This window comes from Saccharothrix hoggarensis (genome assembly GCF_042678885.1).
Taxonomy (GTDB): Bacteria; Actinomycetota; Actinomycetes; order Mycobacteriales; family Pseudonocardiaceae; genus Actinosynnema; species Actinosynnema hoggarensis.
In genome coordinates this window covers 1-13,953 of record NZ_JBHTLK010000194.1, presented here as the reverse complement: position 1 = coordinate 13,953, position 13,953 = coordinate 1, and the positions used below count along the sequence as shown (strand labels likewise).

Sequence of the window (13,953 nt, the reverse complement as noted above, 5' to 3'; positions counted from 1 at the left end):
GGGGGCGCCCCGCGGGGGCCCCCCCACCACACCCCCGACAAGGAACACGACATGATCATCGTTGGTGGCGAAGCCCTCATCGACCTGGTGCCCGACCACACCGGCGGCTACCGCCCCCTCCCCGGCGGCAGCCCCGCCAACACCGCGGTCGGCCTCGGCCGCCTCGGCACGCAGACCGCGCTGCTGGCCCGCCTCGCCGACGACCGCCTCGGAGCGCTGCTGCGCGCCCACCTCGGCACCTCCAACGTCGACCTCGGCTTCGCGGTCACGTCCACGGCGCCGACCACCCTCGCCGTGGTGGACGTCGACCGGGACGGCGTGGCCGACTACTCGTTCTACATCGACGGCTGCGCCGACGGCGGCTGGCAGCCCGCCGACCTGCCCACCGACCTCCCGCCGGACGCCGCGCTGCACGTCGGCGGCTCCTTCGCCCTCGCCGTCGAGCCGATGGCGACCGTGTTCGACACCCTCCTGGCCCGCGAACACCCCCACCGCGTCATCACCTTCGACCCCAACATCCGCCCGGTCCTGATCACCGACGACGACGCCGCGCGCGCCCGGCTCCGCCGCTGGCTCGGCCTGGCCGACGTCGTCAAGGTCAGCGCCGACGACCTGCGGTGGATCGCCCCGGACCGCCCGCTCGCCGACGTCGTCGCCGAGTGGCACGACCAGGGGCCGACCCTCGTCGTCGTCACGCGCGGCGCGGAGGGCGTGTACGCGTCCGGACCGGCCGGCCACGTCGACCTGCCCGCCGTTCCCGTCGCCATCACCGACACCGTCGGCGCGGGGGACGCGTTCATGGCGGGCCTCCTGGCCGCCCTCGACCGCGACGACCTCCTCACCCGCCCCAACCTCGCCACCCTCACCCACGAGGAGTTGACCGACACCCTCGCCTACGCCCAACGCGTCGCCGCCATCACCTGCACCCGCACCGGCGCCGACTCCCCCTGGTTCGACGAACTGCTCCCCGTCGAGGCCCGCCCCGCGACGTTCTGAAACGCACGGGCACCCCGTTCCTCTGCACGAGAGGCGAGATCCGTATGCGCAGAGTTGCCTTTGCGCGATCGCTCCGACTCGCCATCACCGTCCTGTCGGCGCGGCTTCGAGTTGCACCGCCGCGCCGACGGCACCCGTGACGCCGCGATCGGCTATGGCCGCGTCCGGCAGACGTTGGCCGACGCGCCGATGCCACCGGTGAACAACCGGGTGAAGTTGCGGGTGTTGGTCGACCGGGGGCAGTTGGAGACGTTCGGCAACGACGGCAAGGTCTCGGTCACCGACAACGTCAACTTCGACTCCTCCAGCGGCAGCCTGGGCATCCGGACCTGCGCCAACAACGGCACGGTCCGCCTCGAATCACTGACCTTCCGGCGGTTGGGCAAGGCCTGGAGCAACGCGCCCAGCGGACCGGACCAGGGCGTCGGCATGATCAAGTGGAACGGCACGAACAAGTGCGTCGACCGTGACGCCGCCAACGGCCGCCGGTTGCAGGTCTGGGACTGCGTCGGCGGCCCGAACCAGACGTGGAGCATGCCGACCGACTGACGCGTGAACGAAGGGCGGGTGGCGCGACCACCCGCCCTTCGGCGCGCAGGTGGTCCACTGGGCGCGGCCCATACTGGCGTCATGCGATCTTTCGTGCGGTGGTTGCTGCGCAACCCGCGGGGGCGTGGGGAACTGTGGTTCCGCCTGGCGTCGGGGGCCGTGGTGGCGGCGGTCTGCGCGGTGTTCGGATGGCTGACGTCCACCGTGATCGCGGTGATCGTGGGTCTGGAGGTCGTCGACCTGGTCACCAGCTACGTCTGGTGGCGGAGGGATCGACGTCGAGAGCGGCACCAGGCGGTGACCGACCCACCCTAGGTGCGGTCGCCGGCGCGTGGCGGCGGTGGCCGTTCGACGGGAACGGATGGCGGCCGCCTTCCGTCGAACGTGCGACCACGACCGGGGAGGCCGCATGACGTACCCGCAGCAGCCGTACGGCGGGCAGGGCCCGTCCGAACAGTTCCCCGGGCAGACGCCGGGCCACGGGCAGCCGTCCTGGTACGGCGCTCCCCAGCCCGGCGGGTTCGGCGCGCCTCCGCCTCCGCCTCCGCGGCGCAACACGGCGGCGGTCGTGACGGTGGTCGCGCTGGTCGTGCTGGTGCTGGGCGGTCTCGGGTTCACCGGGTTCGTCGCGCCCGGCTTCTTCCTCGGTGACGGCGGCACGGCCGCTCCGCAGGCGCCCACGGCGCCGTCCACGACGTCGTCCTCCGTGCCGCCGTCCGCCGACCCGGAACGCCTGCTCGAAGCGGTGGTCGAGGCCTTCGGCGCGCAGGACGCCAAGGTCCTGGAGGACGTCGCCTGCCCGGAGGCCGGTTCCGCCGTGCACAAGGTCGTCGAGGACGTCGCCCCGTTCCGCGGGGCCGAGCTGGTGGCCACCCGCAAGACCTCCGCCGACGTGGCTGTGGGGGCCGTCGAGGTCGCGACGAAGAGCAAGCCGGAGGAGTACGAGCTGAAGGTCGTCCGGGACGGCGACACGTGGTGCTGGACGAACATCTCCCGCACCGACGTCGGCAAGACCAGCGCCAAGCCGACCAGTCCCACGAGCGCCCCGACCGACCCGAAAACCCCCACCGCGGGCGGCAAACCCGTCGACCCCGCGGCTCTGGCCGCCGTGCAGGCGTTCCTGGACAGCGTCAACGCGGGAGACGCGGCGAAGGCCAAGACCCAGCTGTGCGCGGACGGCATCAAGAAGCCGCAGCACGTGGACGAGCTGGTCGGCCACGACCCGGACCTGAGGATCAACACGACCAAGGACGGCATCACCGCGGGTCCCAAGTCCTTCCAGCTGTACCTGCAGGGCACCGCCAAGGGGCAGAAGATCGACGGCCACTCGGGGAACGTCTGGGTGACCAACTACGACGGGCCGTGGTGCGTGCACGCGTTCTCCGTGGTCGTCATCTGACTGGCCGGCCCGACGACCCGGCTCTCCGGACCTCGGGCACCGCCCTGATCGCGACGGAAAGCGCACGAGCCGCGACGAGCGTCCTCGCCGAGGCCGCGGCCCTGTTCGCCGACCCGGCCACACACCGCCACCGCGCCGAGGTCGACGCACTCCGCGACGATCCCGCCGCGCGCTGACCACGAAGGCGCTTCGAGAACCGGGCCGTCAGCCGGGTTCGGCGGTGGCCAGGTCGGGCGCGAGGAGGTCCAGGACGTAGCACGCCAGGGCGCCGTCCGCGGTCCGGCCGAGCCACGCGGGGTTCGCGCCGTCGCTCCAGCCCGGCACGATGACCAGGTCCGTGTCCCGGGCGGACAGGGTGTGGTACGGGGCGTCGTCGGCCGTGGCCGCTTCGATCTCCGCCTGCTGGTACGCCGTCGCGCCGATGCGGTCGACCAGGGCGAGGGTGGCCGTGTCGACCGGGTTGCCGAAGAACTCGCCGTCTCCCAGCGCCAGCTCGTGGTCACCCTCGCGCAACGCCAGGTGCCACGACGTGACGGGCGCGTCGGTGACGGTCACCCGGCACGCGACGGTCATGGCCGCGCGGTTCTCCTCCGTCGCCCGGAACACGTCGACCGGGTACCGGCCGGGCGGCGCGGTCGTGGCCAGCGGGGCGGTGTCGGCGTCGAGCCAGCCGGGGTCCGCGACGACGAGCCAGCCGCTGGGCAGCCGGATCGTCCCCGCCGGGACCCGCTGGATGGTCAGGACGCGGCCGTCCTCCGTGCGGAGCGCGCGCCGTCGGTGACGGTCTCGGCGATGTGGCGCGGCCGCAGCGGTCGGGGCGGGCGTCACGGGAAGTGGGTGGGGACGACCGCGGGCCCGGGGCGGACGGTCGTGGGGCCGGTCATGCCGAAGAGCGCCGGCCAGCCGTCGACGGCCGGCAGCGGGACGTCCTCCGGCGGCTGCACGCGCTCCGGCCAGGAAGGCCAGTCACGGACGGTCTGGAGGGTGCTGCCGTCCGACCGCACCGCGGTGATCCCCACCGTCTCGGGCACCGCGCTCGCGTCGCGGCGGACCCTGGCCCGGAACGTCGGCTCGTCGTCCTCGAACTCCGCCGCGCCCGGCCCGGCGTAGTTCCAGCTGCGGACCTCGAACAGCCGCAACCGCCCGTCCGGCCAACGCCGGTAGGCGACGCCCCGGTACGGCGACCGACACCGTCGACGTGCCACAGCTCGGCGTGGTGGGCCGACCAGCACACCTCCACGACCGCCCGCGCCACCCCGTCGACGAGCAGGACGGCGGCGTCCCTGGGCTCCCGCGGCGTCCTGGGCGCGTGCGACCGACTCCGCCATCGGCGACACCGGGGCACGCGCGGCGGAGTCCCACCCCGCGCAGTACACGACCTCCACCGGCCGGTCCGTCGGCGCGGGCACGTCCGCCAGCGGCAGGTCGGTCACGTTCGGCAGACCGCCGGGCGGTCTGCGGACCTGCGACAACGCCACGAAGCCGCCTACCGCCAACGCCGCGACGGCGCCGGTCAGGAGCACGGATCTCCGCGTCAGCCGCGCGGCCGTCCCGTCCCCCCGCTCCGGCGAGTCCACGGCTCGCCGGCCTACGGGAGGCGGCCGACGGCCCCTACGCCGCGAGCCCCGTCTTCAGGGCGCGGGCGATGTGCACGGCACGGCGGGCCTGGAACGACACCGCGTCCAGCTCCAGCTGACCGGGCGGGGTCTGGCCGTTGTTGGAGACGTGGCTCGTGCCGTAGGGGTTGCCGGCCTGGAACTGGATGGGATCGGCGTAGCCGGGCGGCACGACGACGCAGCCCCAGTGGTAGAAGGTGTTGTTCAGGGCGGTGATGGTGGTCTCCTGCCCGCCGTGCGCGGTGGCCGCCGAGGTGAACGAGGTCGCCACCTTGTTGACGAGCTTGCCCTCCGCCCACAGCGGTCCCGTGGTGTCGATGAACTGCTTCAGCTGCGCCGTCGGCAGGCCGTACCGGGTTGGCGTGCCGAAGATGAGCAGGTCGGCCCACTCCAGGTCGTCCAGGGTCGCCTCGGGGACGTCCTGGGTCTGCTTGACGTGCGCGGCCCAGCCCTGGTTGCTGGCGATGGCCTCCTCCGGCGCGAGCTCGCGCACCTTGCGCAGCCGCACCTCGCCCCCGGCGTCCTCGGCCGCCTTGGCCGCGGCCTCGGCCATCGAGTACACGCTGCCGGTGGCGGAGTAGTAGATGACGGCGGTCTTCAGGTCGGACATCGGGTCTCCCGTGCGCTTGACGTCTATCGCCGTGGTGTACCCGCTGGGCGGTGATTCCGGCAGCCGGATCACCCCTTGGTGGCTCGACACCACTCGAAAGCCCGGTTCACCGGTCCAGCACACGGTGTCGTGGGTCGGCGCACGCGGGCGTAGCGGACCGGCCACCCGTTCGTGAGCGCCCTCCTTCCTCCGCGGTGGAAAGCCCCGCGCTCCAACGTGACGCACTGTCTACTGAGGACAGCGGAGTCCTCGGGCGAACCTCACCCGATGGTTCCGTCCGCGCGGTGGCCGGCGTGCGTGGCGCCGTGGCGCTGCCACGATGGGAAGTCCGTGCTGGATCGCCGCCTCCAGGGAGGACGATGATGACGTACCCGAGGCGTCTCTTGGTGGTGCTGGCCGCGGCCCTGGTCGCGCTGACCGGCACGGGCGTCGTGTCACCGCTCGCCGTCGCCGAGCGCGGGTCCGTGGACCTGGTCCTCAACGGCGACGCGCTGACCTGGGACCGGCTGGTGCAGGTCTTGGAGGCCGACGCGGTGACCGTCCGCCTCGACCTGAAGGCCCGGCAGAAGATGGTGGAAGCACGGGCCGGGGCGTTGGAGGCCATCAACGCCGGGCAGAAGGTGTACGGCTGGAACCAGGCGCTGGGCCCGCTGAAGGACGAGCCGCTGGCCGAGGCCGACCGGGTCGAGTTCCAGCGCCGCGTGCTGCGCTCGCACGCCGCCGGCGTCGGTCCGGCCGTGTCCGACCGGGTGGCCCGGCTGGCGCTCGTGCTGCGGGCCAACTCGATGGCGCGCGGCACGATGGGCGTGCGGCCGGAGTTCGTCGACCGCATCCTCGCGCTCGTCGGCGCCGGGGTCACGCCGAGGATGCCCGAGATCGGCTCCCTGGGCACCGGTGACCTGCAACCCATGGCGGCCGCCGGCCTGGTGCTGACCGGCGAACCGGCCCCCGCGCGCTTCCAGGGCCGCGAGGCCCCCGCGCCGGAGGTGCTGGCCGAGGCCGGCCTGCCGGTCGAGTTCACGCTGGAGCAGGGGGAGGCGCTGCCGCTGATCAGCGGCAGCAGCGTGCTGACCGCCCGTTACGTGGACGCGGTCGTGCGGGCCGAACACCTCGCGGACACCTTCGACGGCGCCTTCGCGCTGTTCCTGGAGGGCACCAGGGCCGAGCAGGGCGCGTTCGACCCCCGCACCCACGAGGAGCGGCGCATCCCCGCCGAGGTGCGGACCGCGGCGACGATCCGGGCCCTGATCTGCGGCACCGGCTGGATGACCGAGGAGGGCCGCAAGCGCTTGGGGGAGGAGAACCCCCGCATCCAGGACGCGGTGTCGGTGCGCGCCACGCCCCACATCACCGGCGCGTTCCGGCAACGCCTCGCCGACGCCCGCGGCCACGTCGAGCGCGAGGCGAACGCCTCCACGTCGAACCCCCTGGTCTTCCCCAAGCCCGGTGGCGGGCACGAGTTCGTGATGGGCGGCAACTGGGACGCGGCCCTGCTCGGCCACGAGATCGACTCCCTCAACGCGCAGGTGGCCGACCTGGGCGTGTTGTCGCAGGAGCTGTCCGCGCGCCTGCTGGCCGACAAGTGGAGCTACCACCTGCCCGCCAACCTGGCGGGCGGCGAGGTCGGCCTGAACTCCGGCATGGTGCAGGTCCAGACCGTCGCCGTCGCCCTGGTCCCGGAGATGCAGCAGCGGGCCACGCCGGCGGGCACGCTGTCCCGTCCGGCCAAGTTCGGCCAGGAGGACCACAACACCATGGCCATGGCGTCCGTGCGCGCCCTGCACGACAACCTCGACCGCCTCGAAACCGTCCTGGCCGTCCAGGTGCTCATGTCGGCGCAGGGCATCGACCTGATCGCCGACGAGATGGCGGGCCTCCCGCTCGGCGCGGGCACCCAGCGCGTCCACGACCTGGTGCGCCGACACGTCCAGCGCCTCGACGACGACCGCTACCTGACCCCGGACCTCGAGAGGACCACCGAACTCGTCCGCACCGGCGAGATCAGCCGCGAGGTCCGCGCCGCCACCGCGCCCGCCGAGAACAAGTGCGCGGCATGACGCACCCCGTCGTGGTGTTCGGCGATCGCGCTACGGTCGGGTGATCGGTCCGTTACCGTTCGCGCATGGCCACTCGACGTCGCCGCAACCGCCGAGCCGCAGCCTCGACCACGCCACCCGCCCGCCCGACCGCGCCGGAACGTCCCGCGTACCGGAAGTCGTGGACGTGGCTCACGGTGTTGGTGATCCCGATGCTGGTCGGCGGCGCGATCGCGCTGTACTCGTCCCGGCTCGCGCTGGACCAGGCGGGCGAGCAGGAGGCACGTGCCCAGTCCGGCGCGAACCGCGCGGAGGACGCGGACCTCGCCCGGTTCCCCGCGGTGCTGGCCCGCGTGCGCCAGGCGACGTACTACCCGCCCTACGAGTGGGTCTTCCCGCAGGCGTTGAGCGAGGCGACCGTCGCCGAGCTGGCGAAGCCGTCCCGGCAGTGGTTCGAGACCGAGGGCGAGAAGCTGTCGCGGGACGAGATGAACGCCTACCTGGAGGAACTCGCCGCCCGCAAGCGCGAACTCGGTGGTGTGCTGTCGCTGTGGCGCGACAGCGAGCGCCTGTCGAAGTCCGCCACCAAGCACCTGGTGTCGCTGGTCGGCAACCGACGGGAGAAGATCCGGGTCGTCGACCTCCGCGCCCGGGTCGTCGAGCGGCTGCCGCGCATGAACGGCACGCTCCTCAGGTTCCCCAGCGAGGGCTCCACGCCGATCGAGCAGGTCGCCGTCGACTTGGACGACCCGTCCGGCCGGCTCATCGCCACCGATGCCGAGGGCGTCGAACGCCCGTTGCTGGAAGCGAAGTCCATCACCCTGGAGGAGGGCGAGGAAATCGGGTTGGAGATCAACGCGATGGCGGCCACCGCCTCCTACCGGTGGGAGCTGGAGGTGACCGTCGAGCACGGCGTCGCCAACCGCGAGACCGTGCGCATCCGGGCGGACGGCACCTCCGACGGTCCGGCCTTCCTCACCGCGGCGTGGCACTACGACGACACCTTCGCCGGCGGGGTCTACCGACAGGACTACTACACGTACGCACTCGTCAGGACGGAGTGAAGTCCGCCTGACCTCGTCACCGAGGTGGTGGGACGGGCGAGCCCGGCCGATCGCGTGGATCGGCCGGGCTCGTCGGTGGAGCGGATGCAGGTCAGGCCAGGTCGAAGCGGTCCAGGTCCATGACCTTGGTCCACGCCGCGACGAAGTCCGTGACGAACTTCTCGCGGGCGTCCTCGCTGGCGTAGACCTCGGAGAGGGCCCGCAGCTGGCTGTTCGAGCCGAAGACGAGGTCGACCGAGGTGGCGGTCCACTTCAGCTCGTCGGTGGCCGCGTCGCGGATCTCGTACACGTGCTCCTCGGACTCCGACGCCTTCCACCGGGTGCCCGGCGACAGCAGGTTGGCGAAGAAGTCGTTGGTGAGCACGCCGGGCCGGTCGGTGAGGACGCCGTGGCGGGCGCCGCCGACGTTGGCCCCGAGGGAACGCAGGCCGCCGACCAGCACGGTCATCTCCGGCGCGGTCAGGTCGAGCATGTACGCGCGCTCGACCAGCAGCACCTCGGGCTGGAGCTTCTCGCCGGGACGCACGTAGTTGCGGAACCCGTCGGCGCGCGGCTCCAGGACGCGGAACGACTCGACGTCGGTCTGCTCCTGGGTGGCGTCGGTGCGGCCCGGGTGGAACGGCACGGTCACGTGGAAGCCGGCGTCCCGCGCCGCCTTCTCGACGGCGGCCGAGCCGGCCAGCACGATCAGGTCGGCGAGCGAGATCTTCGCGCCGCTCGCCTCGTTGAACTCGCGCTGGACGCGCTCCAGGACCTCCAGCACCTTCGCGAGCTGCTCGGGCTGGTTGACCTCCCAGCCGCGCTGCGGCTCGAGGCGGATGCGGGCGCCGTTGGCCCCGCCGCGCTTGTCGGTCGCCCGGAAGCTGGCGGCCGAGGCCCAGGCGGTGGAGACCAGCTCGGCGATGGTGAGGCCGGACTGGAGGACCATCGACTTGAGGGTGGCGACGTCGGCCTCGCTGACGAGCTCGTGGTCGACGGCCGGCACCGGGTCCTGCCACAGCTGGGGTTCGGGCACCCACGGGCCCAGGAAGCGGCTGACCGGGCCCATGTCGCGGTGCAGCAGCTTGTACCAGGCCTTGGCGAAGGCCAGCGCGAACTCGTCCGGGTGCTCCAGGAAGCGGCGGGAGATCTTCTCGTACGCCGGGTCGACGCGCAGCGCCAGGTCCGTCGTGAGCATGGTCGGCTTGTGCTTCTTGGCCGGGTCGTGCGCGTCCGGGATGATCGCCTCGGCGTCCTTGGCGACCCACTGCTTGGCGCCGCCGGGGCTGGTGGTCAGCTCCCACTCGTAGCCGAACAGGATCTCGAAGAACCGGTTGCTCCACTGCGTCGGCTTGTCCGTCCACGTCACCTCGAGACCGCTGGTGATCGTGTCGGCGCCCTTGCCGCTGCCGTAGGTGCTCAGCCAGCCGAGGCCCTGGGCCTCCAGCGGCGCGCCCTCGGGCTCCGCGCCGACGTGGCCGTCCGCGGGGCCCGCGCCGTGGGTCTTGCCGAACGTGTGGCCGCCGGCGATGAGGGCGACGGTCTCCTCGTCGTTCATCGCCATCCGGCCGAACGTCTCCCGGATGAAGTGCGCCGCCGACAGCGGGTCGGCGTTGCCGCGGGGGCCCTCGGGGTTGACGTAGATGAGGCCCATCTCGGTCGCGCCGACCTCGGGGGCCATCTCCGACTCGCTGACGTACCGCTCGTCGCCCAGCCAGGCGTCCTCGGGACCCCAGAAGATCTCCTCGGGCTCCCAGACGTCCTCGCGGCCGAAGCCGAAGCCGAACGTCTTGAAGCCCATCGACTCCAGGGCGACGTTGCCGGCGAGCACGAGCAGGTCGGCCCACGAGATCTTCTGGCCGTACTTCTGCTTCACCGGCCACAGCAGGCGGCGCGCCTTGTCGAGGTTCGCGTTGTCGGGCCAGCTGTTGAGCGGGGCGAAGCGCTGCCCGCCGTCGCCCGCGCCGCCGCGGCCGTCGTGGATGCGGTACGTGCCCGCGGCGTGCCAGCTCAACCGGATCATCAGGCCGCCGTAGTGGCCGAAGTCGGCGGGCCACCAGTCCTGCGAGGTGGTCAGCACCTCGTGGATGTCACGCTTCAGCGCCTCGACGTCGAGCTTGGCGAACTCCTGGGCGTAGCTGAACGCCTCACCGAGGGGGTTGCCCTTCGACGAGTGGGCGTGCAGCACCGACAGGTCGAGCTGGTTGGGCCACCAGTCCCGGTTCGTGCGCGGACGCCCGCCCGTCTTCGGGGTCGGCGAGTCGATCGCCGGGTTCTCGCTCTCGCTGCCGTGCGCGGTCACCGAGTCGTGCGCGACCGGGCAGCCGACCGCGGCCTTCTCGTCCACGCCCTGCGCGCTGGACTGGGGCGTTGTCCTGGGGTCGGTCATTACTTCCTTCCAACGGGTGGATCATCGGCGGTGTTCTCGGCCGCGCAGTCGGGGCAGGTGCCCCAAAAGACGACCTCCGCCTCGTCGACGACGTACCCGCCGTCGTCCGAGGGGGTGAGGCAAGGGCTCGGGCCCACGGCGCAGTCGACGTCGGCGATCGCGCCGCAGGACCGGCACACGACGTGGTGGTGGTTGTCCCCGACCCGGGACTCGTAGCGCGCGGTCGCGCCGGCGGGCTGGATGCGCCGCACCAGACCGGCGTCCGTCAGCGCCCGGAGCACGTCGTAGACGGCCTGGTGCGACACGGTCGGGTGATCGGCCCGCACCAGCGTGATCACCGTCTCGGTGTCGACGTGCGGGTGGTCGCGCAACGCGGCGAGCACCGCCAACCGGGGGCGGGTCACGCGCAGGGACACCGCCCGCAGCTGCGCCTCGAAGTCGGATGTCACACCACGACCCTAGACGCCTTGTCTGGAACGGATCAAATCTAGTTTCGTCACACCGCCGCCGGGAACGGGCCGCCGTGGGCGGAGCGCGGTGGCTCCGCCCACGGTCAGGTCCATTCGGCACGGTGTGGAACCCGTGCGGGCGCGGGGCCAAACGTGGCGTTCGCCACGTTGTTCCACGCCGGACGGTCACTCAGGACGTCGCGTCGGCCGGGAACAGGCTCTTCGTGAGGGCCGACACGTCGTGGGCGTTCTCCCAGTGCTCGACGATGCGGCCGTCCTCGAAGCGCCACAGGCCGCAGAACGGCATGGACGTCTTGTGTGGACGTTCCACGCGCAGCACACCGAGCACGGCGCCGAACCAGGCGTTCGCGACGATGTGGTGCACGTCCATGACGAGCGTTCCGGCGGACAGGTCCACCAGGGCTTGCTCGTGCGCGACGACGGCCTCCTTGCCGACGACGGGGGTCGGGTCCTCGGTGGTGCGGTCCGCCGGGTGGAGCACGACGTCGTCGGCGGCGTGCTCGCCGATGCTCGGCAGGTCGGCGTAGATCGCCCGCAGCCTCTCGACGTTGGCGTGGTCGATGACCGGCGCGTCGACGGTGGTCATGGCAGCTCCTCCCGGGTCAGACGTGCGCGGGTCGCCACGGCGTCTCGTAGGAGCACAGCTCCTCGATCTCGTCCCAGAGGTCGTCGCCGAGCTCCAGGTCGGCGGCGGCGATGTTCTCCTCCAGGTGCTTGATCGACTTGGTGCCGGGGATGAGCACGGTGTTGGGCGAGCGGCGCAGCAGCCAGGCAAGGCCCACCTGGGCAGGTGAGGCGTCCGCGCGCTTCGCGGCCCGGGTGAGCGCGCCCTGCGGCGACAGGAGGTCGCCGTGTCCGAGGGGGAACCACGGCAGGAACGCGATGCCCTTCTGCTCGGCGTGGTGGAGGACGGCCTCGCTCGACCGGTCGGCGATGTTGTAGAGGTTCTCCACGGCGACGATGTCGGCGGTCTTGCGGGCCTCCTCGATCTGGTCGATGGTCACCTCGGGCTGCCCGGACAGGCCGATGTGCCGGATCTTGCCCTCCTGCTGGAGGAGCGCCAGCTCGCCGACCTGGTCCGAGATCGGGACGAGGGGGTCGATCCGGTGGAGCTGGTACAGGTCGATGCGCTCGAGCCCGAGTTTCAGCAAGCTGAGCTCCACCTGTTGGCGCAGGTACTCGGGCCGGCCGAGCGCGACGATGTAGGGAGCCCGGTCCGGCGCCCGCACCCAGTCCTGGGGACCGGAGCGGAGCATGCCGCCCTTCGTGGCGATGACGAGGTCCTCGGGGTAGGGGTGCAGCGCCTCGCGGATGATCTGCTCGTTGAAGTTCGGGCCGTACGAGTCCGCGGTGTCGATGAAGTTGACGCCGAGGTCCACGGCGCGCCGCAGGAGTCGCACCGCGTTGTCCGGGTCCTCGACCGGTCCCCAGAACCCCGGCCCGGTCAGGTGCATGGCGCCGTAGCCGAGGCGGTTGATGGTCATGTCGCCGCCGATGGTCAGCGTCTTGGACGTCGTCACTGTTGTCTCCCTCATTTCCATTGACCTGCGGGTTGCAGTCGGTGCAGCTCTTCACGCGCTCCGGGCACGATCGAGCCTTCGCGCGGGTGGGCCGCGGAGCCCACGACGGACCAGGTGCCCACGGACGCCTCGGCGGTGATGCCGGGGCCGAAGCCCGCCAGGAGGCCACGGGCCCCCGGCCGGATGCCCTCGTCGAAGACGCGGCGCAGGGCGTCCAGCACGACGGCGGACGCGATGTTCCCGTACTCCGTCAAGGTCGCCCGGCTGTGGCGGAACGACTCCGGCGGCACGTCCAGGAAGTGGCACAGGTCGTCGAGGATGCGCGGGCCGCCGGCGTGGATGACGTAGAAGTCGAGCTCGGACGCGTTCCACTGGTGGTCGTTCGCCAGCCGGTGCAGCACCGGCGCCAGCATGGACATCGTCCCCGGCACGCGCTTGTCGAGCCGGAAGTGGAACCCGGTCTCCTTGACGTCGTAGCGGATCCAGTCCTCCGTCTCGGGCACGAGGTACGCCTCGTTGCGCTCGAGCTGGAAGCCGACGCCGCCGTGTCCCCGCAGGACGGCCGCGGCGATCGCGTCGCCGAAGAGGCCGTTGGACAGCAGGGAACCGATGTCCGAGTCGTCCGGCTGGTAGCAGAGCGAGCAGAACTCGCAGGCCACGATCAGCACGTTGGACCCGGGGTAGGCGGTGCAGAAGTCGTGCGCCCGGTTGATCGCCGCCCCGCCGGCGGCGCAGCCGAGTTGGGCGATGGGGATCTGGCGGGTGTTCCTCCGGAACCCCATGTCGTTGATCAGGGAGGCGGTCAGGGGTGGCATGCTGAAACCGGTGCAGGACACGAAGACGATCGCGTCGACGTCCTCGACGTCCACGCCGGCGGAGGCCAGCGCGTGCTCCACGACGCCGGGGACGCGTGCCCGCGCCTCGGCGAGGTAGAGCCGGTTGCGCGCCTCGAAACCGGGGTGCCGCAACGTCTGCTCGATGGGTTGGAGGATGTGCCGCTTGCGGACGCCGGTGTTCTCGATCATCCGCAGGACCAGCGACAGCTTCTCGTGGCCGGCGTGGATGCTGCGACACAGCGCCAGGGTCTGCTGCATCGATATGATGTGGTCCGGCACCCAGACGGAGGGCCTGCAAAGAGTGGGCATGGGGCAACATTCCTTCGTTCGGTGGAAGTGCTGGCTCTCGCGACTCCGTTCGCTGTGATGGGTCGAACCAGCCCTGGGAATCGGCTGGTGGGTCGGCGGCCGGGCCCCCGCGGGGCGGGGCCGGCCCGGGGGAGGGCAGCCTGAACGGGCGCCACCGCCGGCGGCGGGGTGCGGGCGTCC

At 72.0% G+C, this 13,953-nt stretch carries 14 protein-coding genes; 6 read left to right on the top strand and 8 right to left on the bottom strand.

Features of this window, described 5'->3' with window-relative positions; genetic code table 11:
- Window positions 1–51: 51 nt before the first annotated feature.
- The 4 genes from ACFQ3T_RS27665 to ACFQ3T_RS27650 all read left to right on the top strand — a co-directional run bounded on the left by ACFQ3T_RS27665 (window position 52) and on the right by ACFQ3T_RS27650 (window position 2,944).
- Window positions 52–996 carry a carbohydrate kinase family protein gene (locus ACFQ3T_RS27665; protein ID WP_380727451.1) on the top strand — a complete coding sequence of 315 codons (945 nt, stop codon included), beginning with the start codon at window positions 52–54 and terminating at the stop codon, window positions 994–996.
- A gap of 111 nt (window positions 997–1,107) precedes the next feature.
- Complete coding sequence (locus ACFQ3T_RS27660; protein ID WP_380727449.1) at window positions 1,108–1,545, top strand: GH32 C-terminal domain-containing protein; 438 nt, start codon at window positions 1,108–1,110, stop codon at window positions 1,543–1,545.
- A gap of 81 nt (window positions 1,546–1,626) precedes the next feature.
- Window positions 1,627–1,860, top strand: a complete 234-nt coding sequence (locus ACFQ3T_RS27655; RefSeq protein WP_380727447.1) for a hypothetical protein — start codon at window positions 1,627–1,629, stop codon at window positions 1,858–1,860.
- A 94-nt stretch (window positions 1,861–1,954) separates the two neighbouring features.
- Entirely contained in the window at window positions 1,955–2,944 is a 990-nt protein-coding gene (locus ACFQ3T_RS27650; RefSeq protein WP_380727445.1) for a hypothetical protein, read from the top strand.
- A 204-nt stretch (window positions 2,945–3,148) separates the two neighbouring features.
- Here ACFQ3T_RS27650 and ACFQ3T_RS27645 read toward each other — a convergent pair whose 3' ends face one another.
- The 3 genes from ACFQ3T_RS27645 to wrbA form a co-directional block, all read right to left on the bottom strand.
- Window positions 3,149–3,772, bottom strand: a complete 624-nt coding sequence (locus ACFQ3T_RS27645) for a DUF4241 domain-containing protein (RefSeq protein ID WP_380727443.1) — start codon at window positions 3,770–3,772, stop codon at window positions 3,149–3,151.
- Window positions 3,769–4,467: a hypothetical protein gene (locus tag ACFQ3T_RS27640; protein WP_380727441.1), complete on the bottom strand. Its 699-nt coding sequence runs from the start codon at window positions 4,465–4,467 to the stop codon at window positions 3,769–3,771. The genes ACFQ3T_RS27645 and ACFQ3T_RS27640 overlap by 4 nt, the downstream gene beginning before the upstream one ends.
- A gap of 88 nt (window positions 4,468–4,555) precedes the next feature.
- Window positions 4,556–5,170: an NAD(P)H:quinone oxidoreductase gene (gene wrbA / locus ACFQ3T_RS27635; protein WP_380727439.1), complete on the bottom strand. Its 615-nt coding sequence runs from the start codon at window positions 5,168–5,170 to the stop codon at window positions 4,556–4,558.
- Between the two features lie 362 nt (window positions 5,171–5,532).
- Between wrbA and ACFQ3T_RS27630 the strand changes: the two genes are divergently transcribed.
- Window positions 5,533–7,227 (top strand): HAL/PAL/TAL family ammonia-lyase, encoded by a 1,695-nt coding sequence (locus ACFQ3T_RS27630; RefSeq protein ID WP_380727437.1) that lies wholly within the window; start codon window positions 5,533–5,535, stop codon window positions 7,225–7,227.
- 65 nt (window positions 7,228–7,292) lie between these two features.
- Window positions 7,293–8,270 (top strand): hypothetical protein, encoded by a 978-nt coding sequence (locus tag ACFQ3T_RS27625; protein WP_380727435.1) that lies wholly within the window; start codon window positions 7,293–7,295, stop codon window positions 8,268–8,270.
- Between the two features lie 91 nt (window positions 8,271–8,361).
- Here the strand turns inward: ACFQ3T_RS27625 and katG are convergent, their stop codons facing one another.
- The 5 genes from katG to ACFQ3T_RS27600 form a co-directional block, all read right to left on the bottom strand.
- Window positions 8,362–10,638 (bottom strand): catalase/peroxidase HPI, encoded by a 2,277-nt coding sequence (katG, locus tag ACFQ3T_RS27620; protein ID WP_380727433.1) that lies wholly within the window; start codon window positions 10,636–10,638, stop codon window positions 8,362–8,364.
- Window positions 10,638–11,087: a Fur family transcriptional regulator gene (locus tag ACFQ3T_RS27615; protein WP_380727431.1), complete on the bottom strand. Its 450-nt coding sequence runs from the start codon at window positions 11,085–11,087 to the stop codon at window positions 10,638–10,640. The genes katG and ACFQ3T_RS27615 overlap by 1 nt, the downstream gene beginning before the upstream one ends.
- 190 nt (window positions 11,088–11,277) lie before the next feature.
- A complete protein-coding gene (locus tag ACFQ3T_RS27610) occupies window positions 11,278–11,694 on the bottom strand; it encodes a nuclear transport factor 2 family protein (RefSeq protein ID WP_380727429.1) in 417 nt (138 codons plus the stop codon).
- 16 nt (window positions 11,695–11,710) lie between these two features.
- On the bottom strand, window positions 11,711–12,649 hold the full coding sequence (locus tag ACFQ3T_RS27605) for an aldo/keto reductase (protein ID WP_380727426.1): 939 nt from the start codon (window positions 12,647–12,649) through the stop codon (window positions 11,711–11,713).
- On the bottom strand, window positions 12,640–13,722 hold the full coding sequence (locus tag ACFQ3T_RS27600) for a type III polyketide synthase (protein ID WP_380727425.1): 1,083 nt from the start codon (window positions 13,720–13,722) through the stop codon (window positions 12,640–12,642). The genes ACFQ3T_RS27605 and ACFQ3T_RS27600 overlap by 10 nt, the downstream gene beginning before the upstream one ends.
- Between the last annotated feature and the right edge of the window lie 231 nt (window positions 13,723–13,953).